This is a genomic window from Halomonas sp. PAMB 3232, from assembly GCF_031954225.1.
Lineage (GTDB): Bacteria > Pseudomonadota > Gammaproteobacteria > Pseudomonadales > Halomonadaceae > Vreelandella.
This window is the reverse complement of the sequence record NZ_CP134865.1, coordinates 3,457,257-3,471,650: the sequence shown is the minus strand read 5'-3', so window position 1 is coordinate 3,471,650 and position 14,394 is coordinate 3,457,257. Positions and strand designations below refer to the sequence as shown.

At 62.7% G+C, this 14,394-nt stretch carries 19 protein-coding genes and 1 riboswitch; of the genes, 10 read left to right on the top strand and 9 right to left on the bottom strand.

Annotated elements, in window-relative coordinates; translation table 11 throughout:
• Positions 1–25 precede the first annotated feature (25 nt).
• From rpmJ to RN346_RS15890, 8 genes are all read left to right on the top strand, one after another.
• A complete protein-coding gene (rpmJ, locus tag RN346_RS15925) occupies positions 26–139 on the top strand; it encodes a 50S ribosomal protein L36 (protein ID WP_031384759.1) in 114 nt (37 codons plus the stop codon).
• A gap of 124 nt (positions 140–263) precedes the next feature.
• Positions 264–620 carry a 30S ribosomal protein S13 gene (gene rpsM, locus RN346_RS15920; RefSeq protein ID WP_252105878.1) on the top strand — a complete coding sequence of 119 codons (357 nt, stop codon included), beginning with the start codon at positions 264–266 and terminating at the stop codon, positions 618–620.
• A 52-nt stretch (positions 621–672) separates the two neighbouring features.
• The gene (gene rpsK / locus RN346_RS15915; RefSeq protein ID WP_009099028.1) at positions 673–1,059 is read left to right on the top strand and encodes a 30S ribosomal protein S11; all 387 of its coding nucleotides are present in this window, start codon (positions 673–675) and stop codon (positions 1,057–1,059) included.
• Positions 1,060–1,071: 12 nt separating this feature from the next.
• Positions 1,072–1,692 carry a 30S ribosomal protein S4 gene (gene rpsD / locus RN346_RS15910; protein ID WP_252105879.1) on the top strand — a complete coding sequence of 207 codons (621 nt, stop codon included), beginning with the start codon at positions 1,072–1,074 and terminating at the stop codon, positions 1,690–1,692.
• Positions 1,693–1,815: 123 nt separating this feature from the next.
• On the top strand, positions 1,816–2,811 hold the full coding sequence (locus RN346_RS15905; RefSeq protein WP_252105880.1) for a DNA-directed RNA polymerase subunit alpha: 996 nt from the start codon (positions 1,816–1,818) through the stop codon (positions 2,809–2,811).
• A gap of 39 nt (positions 2,812–2,850) precedes the next feature.
• The gene (gene rplQ, locus RN346_RS15900) at positions 2,851–3,237 is read left to right on the top strand and encodes a 50S ribosomal protein L17 (protein ID WP_252105881.1); all 387 of its coding nucleotides are present in this window, start codon (positions 2,851–2,853) and stop codon (positions 3,235–3,237) included.
• 249 nt (positions 3,238–3,486) lie between these two features.
• Positions 3,487–4,866, top strand: a complete 1,380-nt coding sequence (locus RN346_RS15895; protein WP_311961696.1) for a serine hydrolase — start codon at positions 3,487–3,489, stop codon at positions 4,864–4,866.
• Between the two features lie 93 nt (positions 4,867–4,959).
• The gene (locus tag RN346_RS15890) at positions 4,960–5,835 is read left to right on the top strand and encodes a DMT family transporter (protein ID WP_311961695.1); all 876 of its coding nucleotides are present in this window, start codon (positions 4,960–4,962) and stop codon (positions 5,833–5,835) included.
• Between the two features lie 63 nt (positions 5,836–5,898).
• On the opposite strand, the gene RN346_RS15885 is transcribed toward RN346_RS15890, so the two are convergent.
• The 6 genes from RN346_RS15885 to RN346_RS15860 form a co-directional block, all read right to left on the bottom strand.
• Positions 5,899–6,636, bottom strand: a complete 738-nt coding sequence (locus tag RN346_RS15885) for a class III extradiol ring-cleavage dioxygenase (RefSeq protein WP_311961694.1) — start codon at positions 6,634–6,636, stop codon at positions 5,899–5,901.
• A 58-nt stretch (positions 6,637–6,694) separates the two neighbouring features.
• Positions 6,695–7,126: a DoxX family protein gene (locus RN346_RS15880; protein ID WP_311961693.1), complete on the bottom strand. Its 432-nt coding sequence runs from the start codon at positions 7,124–7,126 to the stop codon at positions 6,695–6,697.
• 85 nt (positions 7,127–7,211) lie between these two features.
• A complete protein-coding gene (locus RN346_RS15875) occupies positions 7,212–8,138 on the bottom strand; it encodes a LysR substrate-binding domain-containing protein (RefSeq protein WP_311961692.1) in 927 nt (308 codons plus the stop codon).
• Complete coding sequence (gene thiE / locus RN346_RS15870) at positions 8,135–8,746, bottom strand: thiamine phosphate synthase (RefSeq protein ID WP_311961691.1); 612 nt, start codon at positions 8,744–8,746, stop codon at positions 8,135–8,137. Before thiE ends, RN346_RS15875 begins: the two co-directional genes overlap by 4 nt.
• Positions 8,743–9,570, bottom strand: coding sequence for a hydroxyethylthiazole kinase (thiM, locus tag RN346_RS15865; protein ID WP_311961690.1), 828 nt, complete (start codon positions 9,568–9,570; stop codon positions 8,743–8,745). The genes thiE and thiM overlap by 4 nt, the downstream gene beginning before the upstream one ends.
• A gap of 23 nt (positions 9,571–9,593) precedes the next feature.
• Positions 9,594–9,684, bottom strand: a riboswitch (TPP riboswitch).
• A 68-nt stretch (positions 9,685–9,752) separates the two neighbouring features.
• Positions 9,753–10,127, bottom strand: coding sequence for a DUF2237 family protein (locus tag RN346_RS15860; protein WP_252105889.1), 375 nt, complete (start codon positions 10,125–10,127; stop codon positions 9,753–9,755).
• A gap of 165 nt (positions 10,128–10,292) precedes the next feature.
• Between RN346_RS15860 and gloA the strand changes: the two genes are divergently transcribed.
• On the top strand, positions 10,293–10,826 hold the full coding sequence (gene gloA / locus RN346_RS15855) for a lactoylglutathione lyase (protein ID WP_263585851.1): 534 nt from the start codon (positions 10,293–10,295) through the stop codon (positions 10,824–10,826).
• 1 nt (position 10,827) lies between these two features.
• Positions 10,828–11,196 (top strand): DUF6164 family protein, encoded by a 369-nt coding sequence (locus RN346_RS15850; protein WP_311958908.1) that lies wholly within the window; start codon positions 10,828–10,830, stop codon positions 11,194–11,196.
• Positions 11,197–11,199: 3 nt separating this feature from the next.
• On the opposite strand, the gene RN346_RS15845 is transcribed toward RN346_RS15850, so the two are convergent.
• The 3 genes from RN346_RS15845 to RN346_RS15835 all read right to left on the bottom strand — a co-directional run bounded on the left by RN346_RS15845 (position 11,200) and on the right by RN346_RS15835 (position 14,389).
• Complete coding sequence (locus tag RN346_RS15845) at positions 11,200–11,865, bottom strand: cupin domain-containing protein (protein WP_311961689.1); 666 nt, start codon at positions 11,863–11,865, stop codon at positions 11,200–11,202.
• An 84-nt stretch (positions 11,866–11,949) separates the two neighbouring features.
• On the bottom strand, positions 11,950–13,107 hold the full coding sequence (ampC, locus tag RN346_RS15840; protein WP_311961688.1) for a class C beta-lactamase: 1,158 nt from the start codon (positions 13,105–13,107) through the stop codon (positions 11,950–11,952).
• Positions 13,108–13,255: 148 nt separating this feature from the next.
• Complete coding sequence (locus RN346_RS15835; RefSeq protein ID WP_311961687.1) at positions 13,256–14,389, bottom strand: metal ABC transporter solute-binding protein, Zn/Mn family; 1,134 nt, start codon at positions 14,387–14,389, stop codon at positions 13,256–13,258.
• Positions 14,390–14,394 lie beyond the last annotated feature (5 nt).

Here is a 14,394-nt window from a genome sequence, read left to right as displayed (position 1 = left end):
GCGAGCCGTTTTTGGAGAAAGAACGATGAAAGTTCGAGCTTCCGTAAAGAAGATGTGCCGTAACTGCAAAATCATTCGTCGCAATGGCGCCGTGCGCGTTATTTGCACCGAACCGCGGCATAAGCAGCGTCAGGGCTAAAACCCCGCGCTGTATTAAAGCGGGCGCCGGCATACCCCTTGCCTTCGGGCAATGAAAGGGGTATGCTGTTGCGCCTTTTAAAGATGAACAAACGAGCAAGCCGCTCAAATTTCGGAGTAAGCTGATGGCCCGTATTGCAGGCGTCAATATCCCGGACAACAAGCATGCGGCGATCTCGCTGACCTATATCTTCGGGATTGGCCGTACCCGCGCCGCTCACATCTGTGACGCTGCCGGCATCGCCCATAATGCCAAGATCCAGGACCTGTCTGCTGAAGAAGTCGACACCCTGCGTTCTGAAGTTGGCAAATACACCGTAGAAGGCGACCTTCGTCGTGATGTCACGCTTAACATCAAGCGTCTCATGGACCTGGGTTGCTACCGTGGTCTGCGTCATCGTCGTAGTCTTCCGCTGCGTGGTCAGCGGACCAAGACTAATGCGCGTACCCGTAAGGGCCCGCGTAAGCCGATCCGCAAATAACACGCAGGCTCTCTCATAGAGAGTCGGCGTTAAGACAGGAATAGACATCAACATGGCTAACCCGCGTAGTAACCGTAAAAAGGTTAAAAAGCAGGTAGTGGATGCGGTTGCGCATATCCACGCTTCTTTTAACAACACGATCGTGACGATCACAGACCGCCAGGGCAATGCTCTTTCCTGGGCAACTGCCGGTGGTTCGGGTTTTCGTGGTTCTCGCAAGAGCACCCCGTTCGCTGCTCAAGTGGCAAGTGAACGTGCAGCGACTGCTGCAGCCGAGTATGGTGTGAAAAACGTAGACGTGCTGGTCAAGGGCCCCGGTCCCGGCCGTGAATCCGCCGTGCGTGCACTCAACGCCGCCGGCTTCCGCGTGCAAAGCATCGTAGACGCGACGCCCATTCCCCATAATGGCTGCCGTCCGCCTAAGAAACGCCGCGTTTAAGGAGAAAGATTCATGGCTCGTTATATTGGACCGAAATGCAAACTTTCTCGTCGTGAAGGTACCGACCTCTTCCTGAAGAGCGGCGTTACCCCTTTCGAGAAAAAGTGTAAATCCGAGCAGATCCCGGGTGTACACGGCCAGCGTCGTCAGCGTCTTTCCGACTACGGCTTGCAGCTTCGCGAGAAGCAGAAAGTACGCCGTATGTATGGCGTACTCGAGAAGCAGTTCCGCAACTACTACAAGGAAGCCGCTCGCCTGAAAGGCGCGACCGGTGAAGTCCTTCTGCAGTTGCTCGAATCCCGACTGGACAACGTCGTCTACCGCATGGGCTTTGGCTCGACTCGCTCTGAAGCGCGTCAGCTCGTTAGCCACAAGGCGATCGCCGTTAACGGTCGTAGCGTCAACGTGGCTTCCTACAAAGTGAAGCCGGGTGACGTCATCACCGTCCGTGAAAAGGCGAAGAACCAGGCCCGTATTCAAAACGCGTTGACCATTGCGGCCAACCGTGGCGACATCGCCTGGATCGACATCGACGCCAAGAAGATGGAAGGCACTTTCAAGGCTCTGCCTGAACGCGGTGACCTGACTGCCGACATCAACGAAAACCTGATCGTCGAGCTGTACTCCAAGTAAGCCGTTTGCTTGGCAAATCTGCTTCTTGAAGCCCGGGCGCGGCGTTTCACGCCTCGCCCGGATGCTCTTGAGTACACGCTCTAGAGTACTCAGTATCCGTTTGGCAGCCTGAAAGGTGTTCATATGCAGCGTTCAGTGACAGAGTTTCTTCGCCCGCGCGATATCAAGGTCGAAGAAATCAGCGCACATCATGCCAGGATCGTTCTCGAACCGTTCGAGCGCGGCTTTGGCCACACCCTGGGGAATGCACTGCGTCGCATTCTGCTTTCGTCCATGCCCGGCGCCGCCGTGGTAGAGGCCGAGATCGCAGGTGTCGAGCACGAATACAGTGCCCTCGAAGGGGTGCAGGAAGATGTCATTGAGATCCTCCTGAACTTGAAAGATGTTGCGATCAAGATGCACAGCCGCGATGAGGCGGTGCTCTCGCTGAACAAGCAGGGCCCGGCCGTCGTCACCGCTGGCGACATTGCGCTTGATCATAGCGTCGAAATCGTCAACCCGGATCACGTCATTGCTCACGTCAATGAAGGTGCCGAGCTGAAAATTCAGCTCAAGGTGGCGCTGGGTCGTGGTTACGAACCGGCTGACGCTCGTGGCTCCGATGAAGAGACCCGCGCGATCGGTCGCCTGCAGCTGGATGCCACCTTCAGCCCTGTCCGCCGCGTTTCCTACTCGGTCGAAGCCGCTCGTGTCGAGCAGCGTACCGACCTCGATAAGCTGATTATCGATCTGGAAACCGACGGTACTCTGGATCCGGAAGAGGCTATCCGCCGCAGTGCGACCATCCTGCAAGAGCAGCTGGCCGCCTTCGTCGACCTGGAAGCCGATAAGGAACAGGAAGTCGAAGAGGAAGAGGATCACATCGATCCGATCCTGTTGCGCCCCGTAGACGATCTCGAGTTGACCGTTCGCAGCGCGAACTGCCTGAAAGCCGAGAATATTTACTACATCGGTGATCTGATCCAGCGCACGGAAGTGGAGCTGTTGAAGACCCCGAACCTCGGTAAGAAGTCCTTGAACGAAATCAAGGATGTTTTGGCAGCGCGCGGTCTTTCCCTTGGCATGCGGCTGGAGAACTGGCCACCCGCGAGTCTGAAGGACGACAAGGCCTCCGCGTAAGCGTCGACTTGAGTCCCAGTTTGGTAAGGAATCACAACCATGCGTCATCGTAAGAGTGGTCGTCAATTAAACCGCAATAGCTCGCACCGCCATGCCATGTTCAAGAACATGTCCGTGTCGCTGGTCGAGCACGAAGTAATCAAGACAACCCTGCCCAAGGCCAAAGAGCTGCGTCGCGTCATCGAGCCGCTGATCACTCTGGCCAAGCAGGACAGCGTCGCGAACCGTCGTCTGGCGTTTGCCCGCACCCGTTCCAAGGACGCGGTCGGCAAACTGTTCAACGAACTGGGTCCGCGTTACGCCGAGCGTCCGGGTGGCTACATCCGTATTCTCAAGTGTGGCTTCCGTCCCGGTGACAACGCGCCCATGGCGTACGTCGAACTGGTCGACCGCCCGGCAATCGAAGACGCCGCCGCGGAAGAGTAAGACGCGCCACCAAGGCCACGCCGCGTTTGAGACCGGTGTTCGAATCACGTATTCGTAGCACGGGCTTTCAAGACACAGCGAAAACCGACCCTCCGGGGTCGGTTTTTTTTATGTCTGCACCAGAGGAAATGCGTTTTTCCGGTTTTAGAAGGCGTTTACTGCGGCCCCCGACGTGCTAACCTGAGCGCCTGGGGCGAAGCCCGCGTAGGGCGGTTTCTGGACAACTCAAGGCGATTGAAAGGGGCAAGTATGGCAGCGAGGGACGTGACTTCACACACCGCCCTGCGGTGGTGGCTTGTGTGCGCCGTGACCATCATGGTGCTGGTACTGGGAAACAGTGCACAGGCTGACGGCAACCCGCGCTACGCGGGCATCGTGGTCGATCTGGAAAATGGCGAAGTGCTCTACTCGGAAAATGCCGATGCCCCGCGCTATCCCGCCTCGCTCACCAAGATGATGACCATCTATCTGGCGTTGGAAGCGGTCGAGCGGGGTGAGTTGAGCTTCAACCAGCCGCTGGCGGTGTCCGCGCAGGCTTCCGCCATGCCCGCGACCAAGCTTTGGCTCTCGGCGGGCAGCACCATCGATCTGGACACGGCCATTCGTGCATTGACCGTGCGCTCGGCCAATGACGTGGCCGTGGTGGTGGCCGAGGCGCTCGGTGGCAGCGAGCAGCGCTTTGCCAGCCTCATGACGGCCAAGGCGCGCGAGCTTGGCATGAACAATACCACCTTTCGTAACGCCTCGGGCTTGCCGGATAGTGGTCAGATCACGACTGCTCGCGACATGCTGATCCTTTCGACCCGCGTGATGCAGGACTTCCCCCAGTATTATCACTATTTCGGCCTGCAGGAGTTCAGCTACAAGGGCACGCGTCATACCAGCCATAACCGGCTGGTGCGCGACTATCCCGGCGCCGACGGGCTGAAAACCGGCTTCATTCGCGCCTCCGGCTTCAATGTGGCGACCACCGCGGTGCACGACGGCCGTCGCATGATCGCGGTCGTGATGGGCGGTTTCAGCTCCTCGTCTCGCGATGCCCACATGGCGGATCTGCTCGATCGCAGCTTCGCCCGCGCCAGGCTGCGCGACAACACCAGCTGGATGGCCGATACCAATTTCTCGCGGGAGTTCATGTCCTTTGGCCGGGCACCGGTACCCTTGAGTTCCCCGCCGCCAAGCACGCCGCCCTCGCCAATTCTGGCCAACATCGATACCACCACGATGTCACCCTCGGCTACCGCTGGGGCCAATATGGCGCCCACCGCGGCACCGGTGGCCCAGCCCGCGCGCCCCTCGCCGGAGGCCGCACCGCGCGACCCGCTACGCGCGCTGATCAACGAGCAGCAGGGCATTAGCGCTCCGGCACTGGCCGTGGCGGGAAGTGGCGGCTGGGGTATCCAGGTCGGCGCGTTCAGTCAGGCAAGCCATGCCGAGCAGCTCGCCCGTCAAGCCGCCCAGCATCTGCCCAATAACGTCGGCGGGCGCGTGGCGGTGGACACCATTGATGGCCAGACACCGGTGTTTCGCGCTCGCGTGGTAGCGCTCGACGAAGCGCGCGCCATCGCTGCCTGTCAGACGCTTCACGCCCGCGGTATGGACTGCATGGTGGTCAACGCAAGCCTTTAGCGTGGTCAGAAACGTGGCCCCGCCGGCGGATCGTCGGCGGGGCTTTTTTTATGGGCGTGGCCACGGTCGCTGCCCAATGGAGGAGAAGCGGTCGTGTCGACGTCGCTAAAGGGAATCCTGAGCATGTGTCTCGGGGTGCTGTTTCTGGCACTCGGCGACGCCATCTCGAAATGGCTGGGCGAAACCCACTCGCCGGTTCAAATCACCTTCTTTCGCAGCCTGGTGTCGCTGCCGCTGATCGCACTGCTCGCCCACTTCGCCGGCGGGCTAAGAAAGCTCGCCACGCGTCGCCCGGGCGTACATTTACTTCGTGGGTTGATTCATACCGCCACCATGACCTGCTTCATCATTGGCCTGATTCTCATGCCGCTGGCCGAAGCCACGGCGATCGCCTTTGTCGCACCGCTGTTCGTCACGCTCTTGTCGGTGCCGCTGTTGGGTGAGCGCATCGACCGCCCGGTCTTGGCCGCTTCGCTGCTGGGCTTTGCCGGCGTGCTGGTCGTGGTGCGTCCTGGCGGCGACGCCTTTCACATCGGCGCGCTGGTATTGATCGGTGCCGCGCTGTTCTACGCCCTGACGATGATTACCGCCCGGCGCTACGGTTCGCGAGAGTCCTTTTGGGCGCTGGTGTTCTACATGACCCTGGTACCCATGCTACTCACTGGCGCCATGGTGCCGTTTGTCTGGACGACGCCGGAACCGATTCACTGGCTGGGCTTTTTGGCCTCTGGCCTACTGGGGGTCGCGGCGACCGCATTCATTACGCTGGCGTTTCGCCATGCGCCGGCTGCGATTGCTGCCCCCTTCGACTATACGGCGCTTTTATGGGCAGTGCTGCTGGGATGGTGGTTCTGGGGCGAGCTTCCGGATCGCTGGGTATGGATCGGCAGCGCGCTGATCATGGCAAGCGGGCTCTGGATCGCTTATCACGACCGCCGCACTACGCTCAAGCGCCGCCCGACGGCGTAAGCCCACTCGTGTAACGGGGGACCGTTCGCTCAGAAACACGTGCCAGGCGATGTGGATGAGCGTTTAGTCGAAGGCGTAAACGTCCATCGCCAGCACGCCGTGCTCGACGCTGTGGTGAAGCTGCCTGGCATCGCCGCCGGCACCCATGGCCACCAGCAAGGGTAAAAAATGCTCTGGCGTGGGGTGATTGCGCTGCGCTTGCGGGGCGCTCTGCCACGCCAGCAATGCGTCGCGATTGTTCGTTTCGAACTGCGTGTTCACCCAGTCGGAAAACTCGCCGACCCACGGCGGCATCCGGCTGCCCATCGCCATGGTTTCGTACAGGTTATGCGTCAGGCTGCCCGAGCCCATGATCAGCACGCCCTCTTCGCGCAGGGGAGCGAGCTGTTCCCCCAGCGCTTTGAGCTTTTCGCTCGACCAGCGAAGCGGTAGCGACAGCGAAACGACCGGAACGTCGGCATTTGGAAACATCAGCGACAGCGGCACCCAGGCGCCGTGGTCGAAGCCACGATCGACGACAGTGGCGCCCAATAGGTCACCCAGCCGCCTGGCCAGTACGGGCTCGCCCGGGGCGGGGTACTGGCAATCGAATAGCTCGCGGGGGAAGCCGCCAAAGTCATGAAGGGTTTCCGGCCACGCACTCTGGCTGACCTTGAGCGTTAAACTCTCCCAGTGGGCGGAGATGACGATGACCGCTTTGGGGGTCAGGGTTTGCCCCAGCTCGCGCAGAAAACGGTGGGCGGGCGTGGCGTTAAGCGCAAGCATCGGGGAGCCGTGGGAAACAAACAGGCTGGGTAGCATGATCGATCTCCTTCAAAAGGCCCCATCAACCGGGGCCTGGCATGGCGTCGTAACGTGATTAGCGAGAGCGGTCGGTCAGGCTGAAACGTCCACCCCCCAGCCCTGCCTGTACCAGCAGCGCGAGTGCCCAGAAGACCGGGAACTCCCAGCCGCCGCCAGCGTTGGAGAACATCCAGCCGTTACCCAGGTGAACCGAGGCCGCCCCCAGCAGCAGCGGAATCATTGCCAGGCTCACCCAGCGGGTATAAACACCGAGGATCAGCGCCAGGCCGCCCCCGATTTCACCGGCGATGGTCAGGTAAGCCAGAAAACCGGGTAGCCCCAATGATTCGAAGTAGGCCACCGTGCCGGGCAGGGTGAATACCAGCACTTTCAAAAGGCCATGGGCCAGCGCCATGACGCCGAGCGCTACGCGCAGCAGCGTCGTGGCGTAGGGTTGGAAAACGTAGGGTTGGAAGGCGTTGGTGGATGTCGGTTGCGCGGTGTTCATGAGGGGGTCTCCAAAGGGGCAGAACGTTGCCGATGGAGAGACTTTAGCGCGGCCGGAGTCGAAGATAATCTGCGCTTTTTCCACTTCACTGTTGCGTCAGGCGCGATAGTCCCATGGCCTCTTCCCAGCAGGGTGGATTACCCCAGGCCTGCTGCAGCCGGTCGATGAAGCGCTCGACCTTGGCCGGCAGGTAGCGCCTGGCCATATAGAGCGCGTGAATATCGAGCATGACCGGCGGTTGGTCGGTCAGAAGCGGCACCAGCCGGCCCGTCAGAATGCTCTCGGTGACCAGAAAGCTTGGCTGCTGAGCGATACCGAGCCCGGCCTCTGCCATGTGGGTCAGGACGTCGCCATTGTTGCTTTCAAGCGGGCCCTGCGGGGTCAGCGTGGTCGCGTTACCCAGCACCCAGTCGGCGCTGGCCTGGCCGCTGCGGTATCGAAGGCAGCGGTGGTCGGCCAGCGCCGCTAGCGTAGTGGGCGTACCCATCCTTGCAAGATAGTCCGGCGAGGCGCAAAACAGCATCCGACACCGGGTGAGGCGCCGCGCGATCAGGCTGGAGTCCGCCAGCTGGCCGATACGGATCGCCACGTCATACCCCTCTTCGATGAGATCCACCCGGCGGTCGTTGAGATCCAGACGCACCTCGAGTTCGGGATGCTCGGTCATGAACTCCGCCACCAGCGGTGCCAGGTAGCGCACGCCGAAGCTCATCGGCGCGTTGATGCGCATTTCACCGCGTACCGCCTGGGTGGTGCTGCCCACGTCGCTGGCCGCGTCATCCAGCGCGCGCAGTATCGATTGGGCGTGGGCCAGGTAGCGCTCGCCTTCCGGCGTCAGGTGAATGCGGCGCGTGGTACGCTGCAAAAGTCGCGCGCCCAGCGTCTCTTCCAGCGCCATCACCTGGCGCGATAGCCTGGTACGGGAAAGATCCAGCGCTTCGGCGGCGCGGGTGTAGCTGCCAAGCTCCGCCACCTTCACAAAGGCGCTGATATGCTCGAGCTGATGCTTCACCGCTTGAACGCCTGCGCGGCACGGCAAGGGTCCGGTGTGCCGCAAATCGCGGAGATCACTGCCAGCCCGTTGGCGCCGGCGGCGAGCACGTCGTCAGCGTGTTCCGCCTTGAGCCCGCCGATCGCCACCGTTGGCAAGCGGCTGGCGCGGGCAAGCTCGGCCAAGCCCTTCAGGCCCAGCGGCGCGGCGTGATCGCTCTTGCTGGCGGTGGCAAACACGGGGCCGAGGCCAAAGTAGCTGAGCGCCTCGCGCGGCGCGCGCGCAAGCTCTGCGAGGGTGTTGATCGAAAGCCCGATGATCGCATCATCACCCAGCGCCTGGCGCGCCTCAAGCGCGGCGGCGTCGCTTTGGCCGACGTGCAGGCCGTCGGCGCCGCTTTCGAGCGCCACGGTGAGTCGATCATTGATGATCAACGGCACGCCGGTGCCGGTGAGCAGCGCCTTCAGGCGTTTGGCCTCGTCGACCATGGCGGCGTCACTGGCGTGCTTGTCGCGAAGCTGCACCACGCTCACTCCGCCGCGCACCGCGGCCTCGACGGTACGCTCGAGCCCGTAGTCGCGGCAAAGCACGGCGTCGGTCACCAGATAAAGCGAAAGATCGAGCGTCATGGTTGATCTCCTTCGCGGCCCTTGGACGTCACGCACGTCGATCCCGCCTGGGAGAGCGCCGCTGGCGTGAGCCGGTAGAGCGCATCGATCAGCTCGACCTGAAAGCTGCCCGGCCCCCGAGCGCGCTCGCCGGCGTCACGCCCGGCCTCGGCGAAGGCGGCCAGAGCCGCCGTGCTCGCCTCGAGCGCGGCGCTTGGGCTGGCCGCCACAAAGCCCGCCACGATGGCGCTAAGCCCGCAGCCAAGGGTGGTAACGCGCGGCATCAGGGCGTGTCCGCCATCGATATGAAGATGGCGCGTACCGTCGGTGACGACATCGCGCTCGCCGGTCATGGCGACCACGCAGCGCTGACGTTTGGCGAGCGCCATGGCGGCTGCCTCAACGTCGTGGGTCGTGGGGGCGGCGTCCACGCCGCGTCCCTGGCGTTCGAGCCCGGCAAGCGCCAATACTTCCGAGGCGTTGGCGCGAATCACCGTGGGCTCGAGTGCCAGTAACTGCTCGCAAAGCTCACGGCGGTAGGCGGTCGCGCCCACCGCCACCGGGTCCAGCACCCAAGGGATCGAGCGGCGTCTCGCCACGTCGGCGCAGGCCAGCATCGCTTTGGCCCAGCTCGGTGATATGGTGCCGATATTGATCGACAGCGCCCCGGCAAGTTCGGTGAACGCCGGCGCCTCTTCGATCGCGTGAAGCATCGCCGGCGACGCGCCGACGGCCAGCACCAGGTTCGCGCTGGAGTTCATGGCGACGAAATTGGTCATGCAGTGAACGAGCGGGGTGCTTTCGCGAAGCGCGCCAAGGTAGTGGCCAAGCGGGGGTAGGGTCATGACGTCCTCCCGGCGAGAGAGGTGGTGCGAACACCACGACTCCCTACGCCGGTACTATCCGGTTCAGGTTCAAAGGGTGCATCTCAGCCCAAACGGGCGCCCCTGTCGTGAGTGCTACTATCCGGATACGGCGGCGGCTTGTAAAGCCGTCGAGACTGATCCATCGAGCCTGGTCAAATCGACTAGTGTACCGCGTCCATGGCGTGCTGCTGGAGCGTGACCAGGGGAATGATATCGAGGGTTTTCTGGTTGGTGCCGGACAGAATCACCGGCGGCGCCAGGCCTACTTCCGACGCTTCCAGCCAGCGCTTGGCGCACAGACACCAGCGATCACCGGGGGCGAGCCCTGGAAAGCCGAACTCCGGGCGCGGCGTGACCAGGTCGTTACCCTGGGCCTGGGAAAAAGCGAGAAACTCTTCGGTGACGATGGCGCACACGGAGTGCACACCGGCATCGTCAGGGCCGACACGGCAAAAACCGTCGCGATAGAAACCGGTTTTAGGGCTGTGGCAGCAGGGCGTTAAAGGCTCACCTAAAACATTACGGTCACGAGACATGATGCCTCCGGAAGCCGGGGCTGGAATTAGTGGGCCACCGACCTCATTGTTAAGGTTGGATGTGGTTGATAGGGGTAAATGCGCGTCATACCTGTATCAAGTAGAGTACATCCTTGTACACGGCCTCGGTTTCGTCAAAGTTTATCGGCCTTAAAGGAGCATTTCATGAGTTTTCAAGGTGAGCAGCATCCCGGCGTGGTCGCCGCCCCGGCCAACACCCAGGGGTTTCGTTTGAATCACACCATGCTGCGCGTCAAGGACCCGGAAACGGCGCTGGCGTTTTACTCTCGCGTATTCGGCATGCGCGTGTTGCGCCGACTCGATTTCGAGGAGATGCAGTTTTCGCTCTATTTTCTCGCCAACGTCGAGCAGGGCGAGCCAATCCCGGAAGATACGCGCGAGCGCACTGCCTGGACCTTCGCGCAAAAGGGGCTTCTTGAGCTGACCCACAACTGGGGCACCGAGGAGCAGACGGATTTCGCCTACCACGACGGCAACGCCGAGCCCCAGGGCTTTGGCCATATCTGCTTTAGCGTGCCGGATCTCAACGCCGCCCAGGCCTGGTTCGACGTGTGTGAGGTGACCTTCGTCAAGCGCGCCGATCAGGGCAAAATGAAGGACGTGATCTTCGTCAAGGACCCGGACGGCTACTGGATCGAGGTGATCCAGGCCGACCTCATGGCCGGTATGGGCGACTAGGGTGGCGCACCTGCTGTTTCGCCTGCGCCACGTGACCGATGAAGAGGCGCTGGAAGTGCGAAGGCTGCTGGATGAGCGCGGCTTCGACGTTTATGAGACCCAGGCCGGCTTTTTCCGCCTTGGGGTCGATGCAATTTGGCTGCGCGACTCGAGCCAGCGCGAGGCCGCCGAGGCGGCGCTGGCCGAGTATCAGCAAGCGCGCCGGCAGCGCGAGCGCGCGGCGTTCGAGCAGGCCCGCGCTCGGGGCGAGGCGCCCACGCTCTGGCGGCGCTTTCTGGCCCACCCCATCCAGGTGGTGCTGACCATCGTCGCGGTGCTGCTGGTCGCGCTGCTGACCTTGCTGCCGTTTCTCGGGCTCAACGCGCTTTGAGCATTACGCCGCAGAGAGATGCCCGCGCTTGAGATAGAGCCGAACGCCGCGGGCGCCGGCCTCGAGCGTGGGCAGAGCGCCATAGGGGTAGCGACACCAGCTGCCCGTCGGGTACTCGGTCTCCCCGTCCCAAAGCGTCCCTTCCAGCACGAAAATCTCGAGCCCCTTGCTGAGCTGTGGGTAGCGGGCGACGACGCCCGCGCCCCACTTCTCCAGGCTTACGCGCTCCTGGCCATGGGTGTGCAGCATCTTGTAGGCCACGCCTTCGCGCTGGTCCGGCTGCCAGGGCAAGCGGTGGGCGGGCACCGCGATCTTGAGCGTATCGGTGTGCTCGAACTGGTGGAGCTTGACCAGAATCAGCGCGCCCTCTTCGCCGATTTGCGGCGCGTGGTCGGTACCGATCGGGTTGCGCAGGTAGCTGCCCGCCGGGTAGCGGCCGTGCTCGTCACCGAACACGCCCTCGAGTACCAGAATCTCCTCGCCGCCGCCGTGCACGTGGCGCTCGAACTGACTATGAGGCGCGTAGCGCACCAGACTCGTGGCCCGGGCGACCTCGTCGCCGATACGATCCAGCATCATGCGCTGTACCCCGGCGCTGGGGGAGTCGACCCACTCATACTCGCCGGGCGTCACGCTGGCAAACCGGGAAAAATCGGCGTTCAGGTGCATGGTTCCACTCATGTTCACTGGTAGGAGACGCCAAGTCTCCGCATCCGGCGGCCAAAATGCAACGCCGAAGCGCCAGCGCGTGGTTTACGGCGCCTCATTAAGCCGTTCGATCAGTGTGTAAGCGGCTTCGATACGTGCCTGAGTGGGGTAGTTACGGTTAGCCAGCAGCACCACGGCGATCCCCGCCTCGGGCACCAGTGCCACGTAGTTACCAAACCCGTTGGTTGCCCCGGTCTTGTTGAAAAATGCCGGGCTCTCGGCGGAGAGCACGGTCTCTTCCCGTTTCACCGGGTTCGCTTCGAGTACGACGTCCAGCGCGTTGCCCGCTTTTAACGCGTCAAGCGTCGTCGGATAGGCGTAGCGCTCCCAGCCAAGCCCCTGGGTCATTGCCCCCAGACTGACGTACCCTTCGCGAGTGGTGGCAAGCGCTTGCTGGAGCGCAGGCGCAAGCGCGCTGCTGTCCAGGTGCGCCTCCACAAAGCGCAGCACGTCGCTGGCGGTGGCCTTGAGCCCGTAGGCCTGGGCGTCCAGCACGCCAGGGCTGACCCGACGCGGCGTGTCGTCCGCCGAATAGCCCCAGGCGTAGTGTGCCCGCTCGCTTTCGGGCACATCGTAAAAGCTGTGTTCGAGTGCCAGCGGGGTAAAAACGTGATCGTTCATCGCCGCCTCGAACGTGTCGCCCAGGCGGCGGGCGACGACGACCCCCAGCAGGCCGATACTCGGGTTGGAGTAGAGGCGGTGAGTGCCCGGCGCGAAGGTCGGGGTCCATTGCCGGAAGTAGTCGAGCACGGCCGGCTCCTCGACCGTTTCCGGAACCTGAAGCGGCAGTCCGCCGGCGGTGTAGGTGGCAAGCTCAAGCAGGGTGACATCATCGAAGGCACTGCCCTCGAGCGTGGTCAGGTGGCGGCTGACCGGATCGGCCAGTGCCAGCGCGCCGCTGGCCTCGGCGTAGGCGGCCAGCAGACCGGTGTAGAGCTTGCTGAGCGAACCCAGTTCGAACAGCGTCTGCGCATCCACCGCCACGCCCGCCTCGCGATCGGCCAGGCCGTAGTCGAACAGGTAGCGCTCGCCGTTGACGTGAATGGCGACCGCCATGCCGGGAATGCGGTGCTCGGCCATCAGGGGCACGATGGTTTCATCCACCAGTGCATTCATGTGCGGTTCCGGCATCGCGTGGGCCGCGCTCGTGAGCAGTAGCGCAGTGCCAAGCAGAGTAGGCGTGAAATAGATGTTTAGGCGCATAAATGACATCCTTTTGAGGCGAGGCGGCTACCGCAGCGCCGAGCGCTTTAGTATGCGGCGCCTGAAAAACCATCGCCAGACAAAATCTTGAGCAACAAAAAGCGCCCGCAAGGGGCGCTCGGTAGACCGTCAGACGCTCGGCCGTTCGTCAGTGGCTGTGCTCATGGTCATGCTCATGAGCATGGTCGTGGCTGTGCTCATGCGCCTGCTCGGCGTTGCCCGCGTGAGCCAGGGCGTCGTGCAGCAGCTCGGCGTTGTGGCGCATCATGCCCAGATACGTACTGGCCGGGCCGTCGCTTGAGAGGGCGTCGGCGTAGAGCGTGCCCTTGATCTCAAGGCCGGTCTCTTCAGCGAGCTGCTCGATCACCGAGGGGTTGGTCATGTTCTCGTGAAACAGTGCCTGCACGTTTTCGTCGTTGATCACATCGACCAGGCCCGCCATGCTGGCGCCGCTCGGCTCGACTTCCGTCGACAGCCCGTAAGGCGACAAAAAGCGCACGCCGTAGGCGTTGGCGAAGTAGCCGAAAGAGTCGTGGCCGGTGATCACGGTGGCGGAACTCGGCACGTCCTCGAGCAGCGCACGAAGCTCACCGTCGAGCTCGGCCATCTCTTCCAGATAGCGTTCGGCGTTGGCGCGGTAGTCATCGGCGTTCGCCTCGTCGGCGTCGATCAGGCCATCACGAATGTTGGTGATATAGACCTCGGCCTGGGCCATGTCCTGCCACGCGTGCGGGTCCTGGTCGCCGTGCGCATGGTCATGCTCGTCGTGGCTGTGATCGTCAGCGTCGTCGCTGCCGTGGTCATGCTCGTGACTGGGATCGTGGGCCTCATCGCTGTCGTGGGCGTGTTCGTGGCTGTGGTCGTGGGCCTCGCCGCTGTCGTGGGCGTGATCATGCTCATGCGCGTGTCCATGATCATGGCCGTGATCGTGCGGGTGGTAGTCCAGCGCTTCGATACCGTCGGTGGCGGTGACCAGCCGGCCCTGGTAGTCGCTGGCGTCCAGCAGGCGGTCCATCCAGCCTTCAAGCAGCAGGCCGTTGAACACGACCAGATCCGCCTCGGCAAGTGCCCGGGCGTCGCCCGGGCGCGGCGAGTAAACGTGGGTGTCACCGTCGGGGCCGACCAGCGAGCTGACCTCGACGTGCTCACCGCCGACGTTTTCGACCATGTCGGCCAGAATGGAGAAGCTCGTGACCACCTGAACGCGCTCGGCGGCCATGGCGGCGGGCAGGGCCAGCAGCGTGGATACGCCGACCACTAGCGGGGTAAAACGTAACGACATAACGA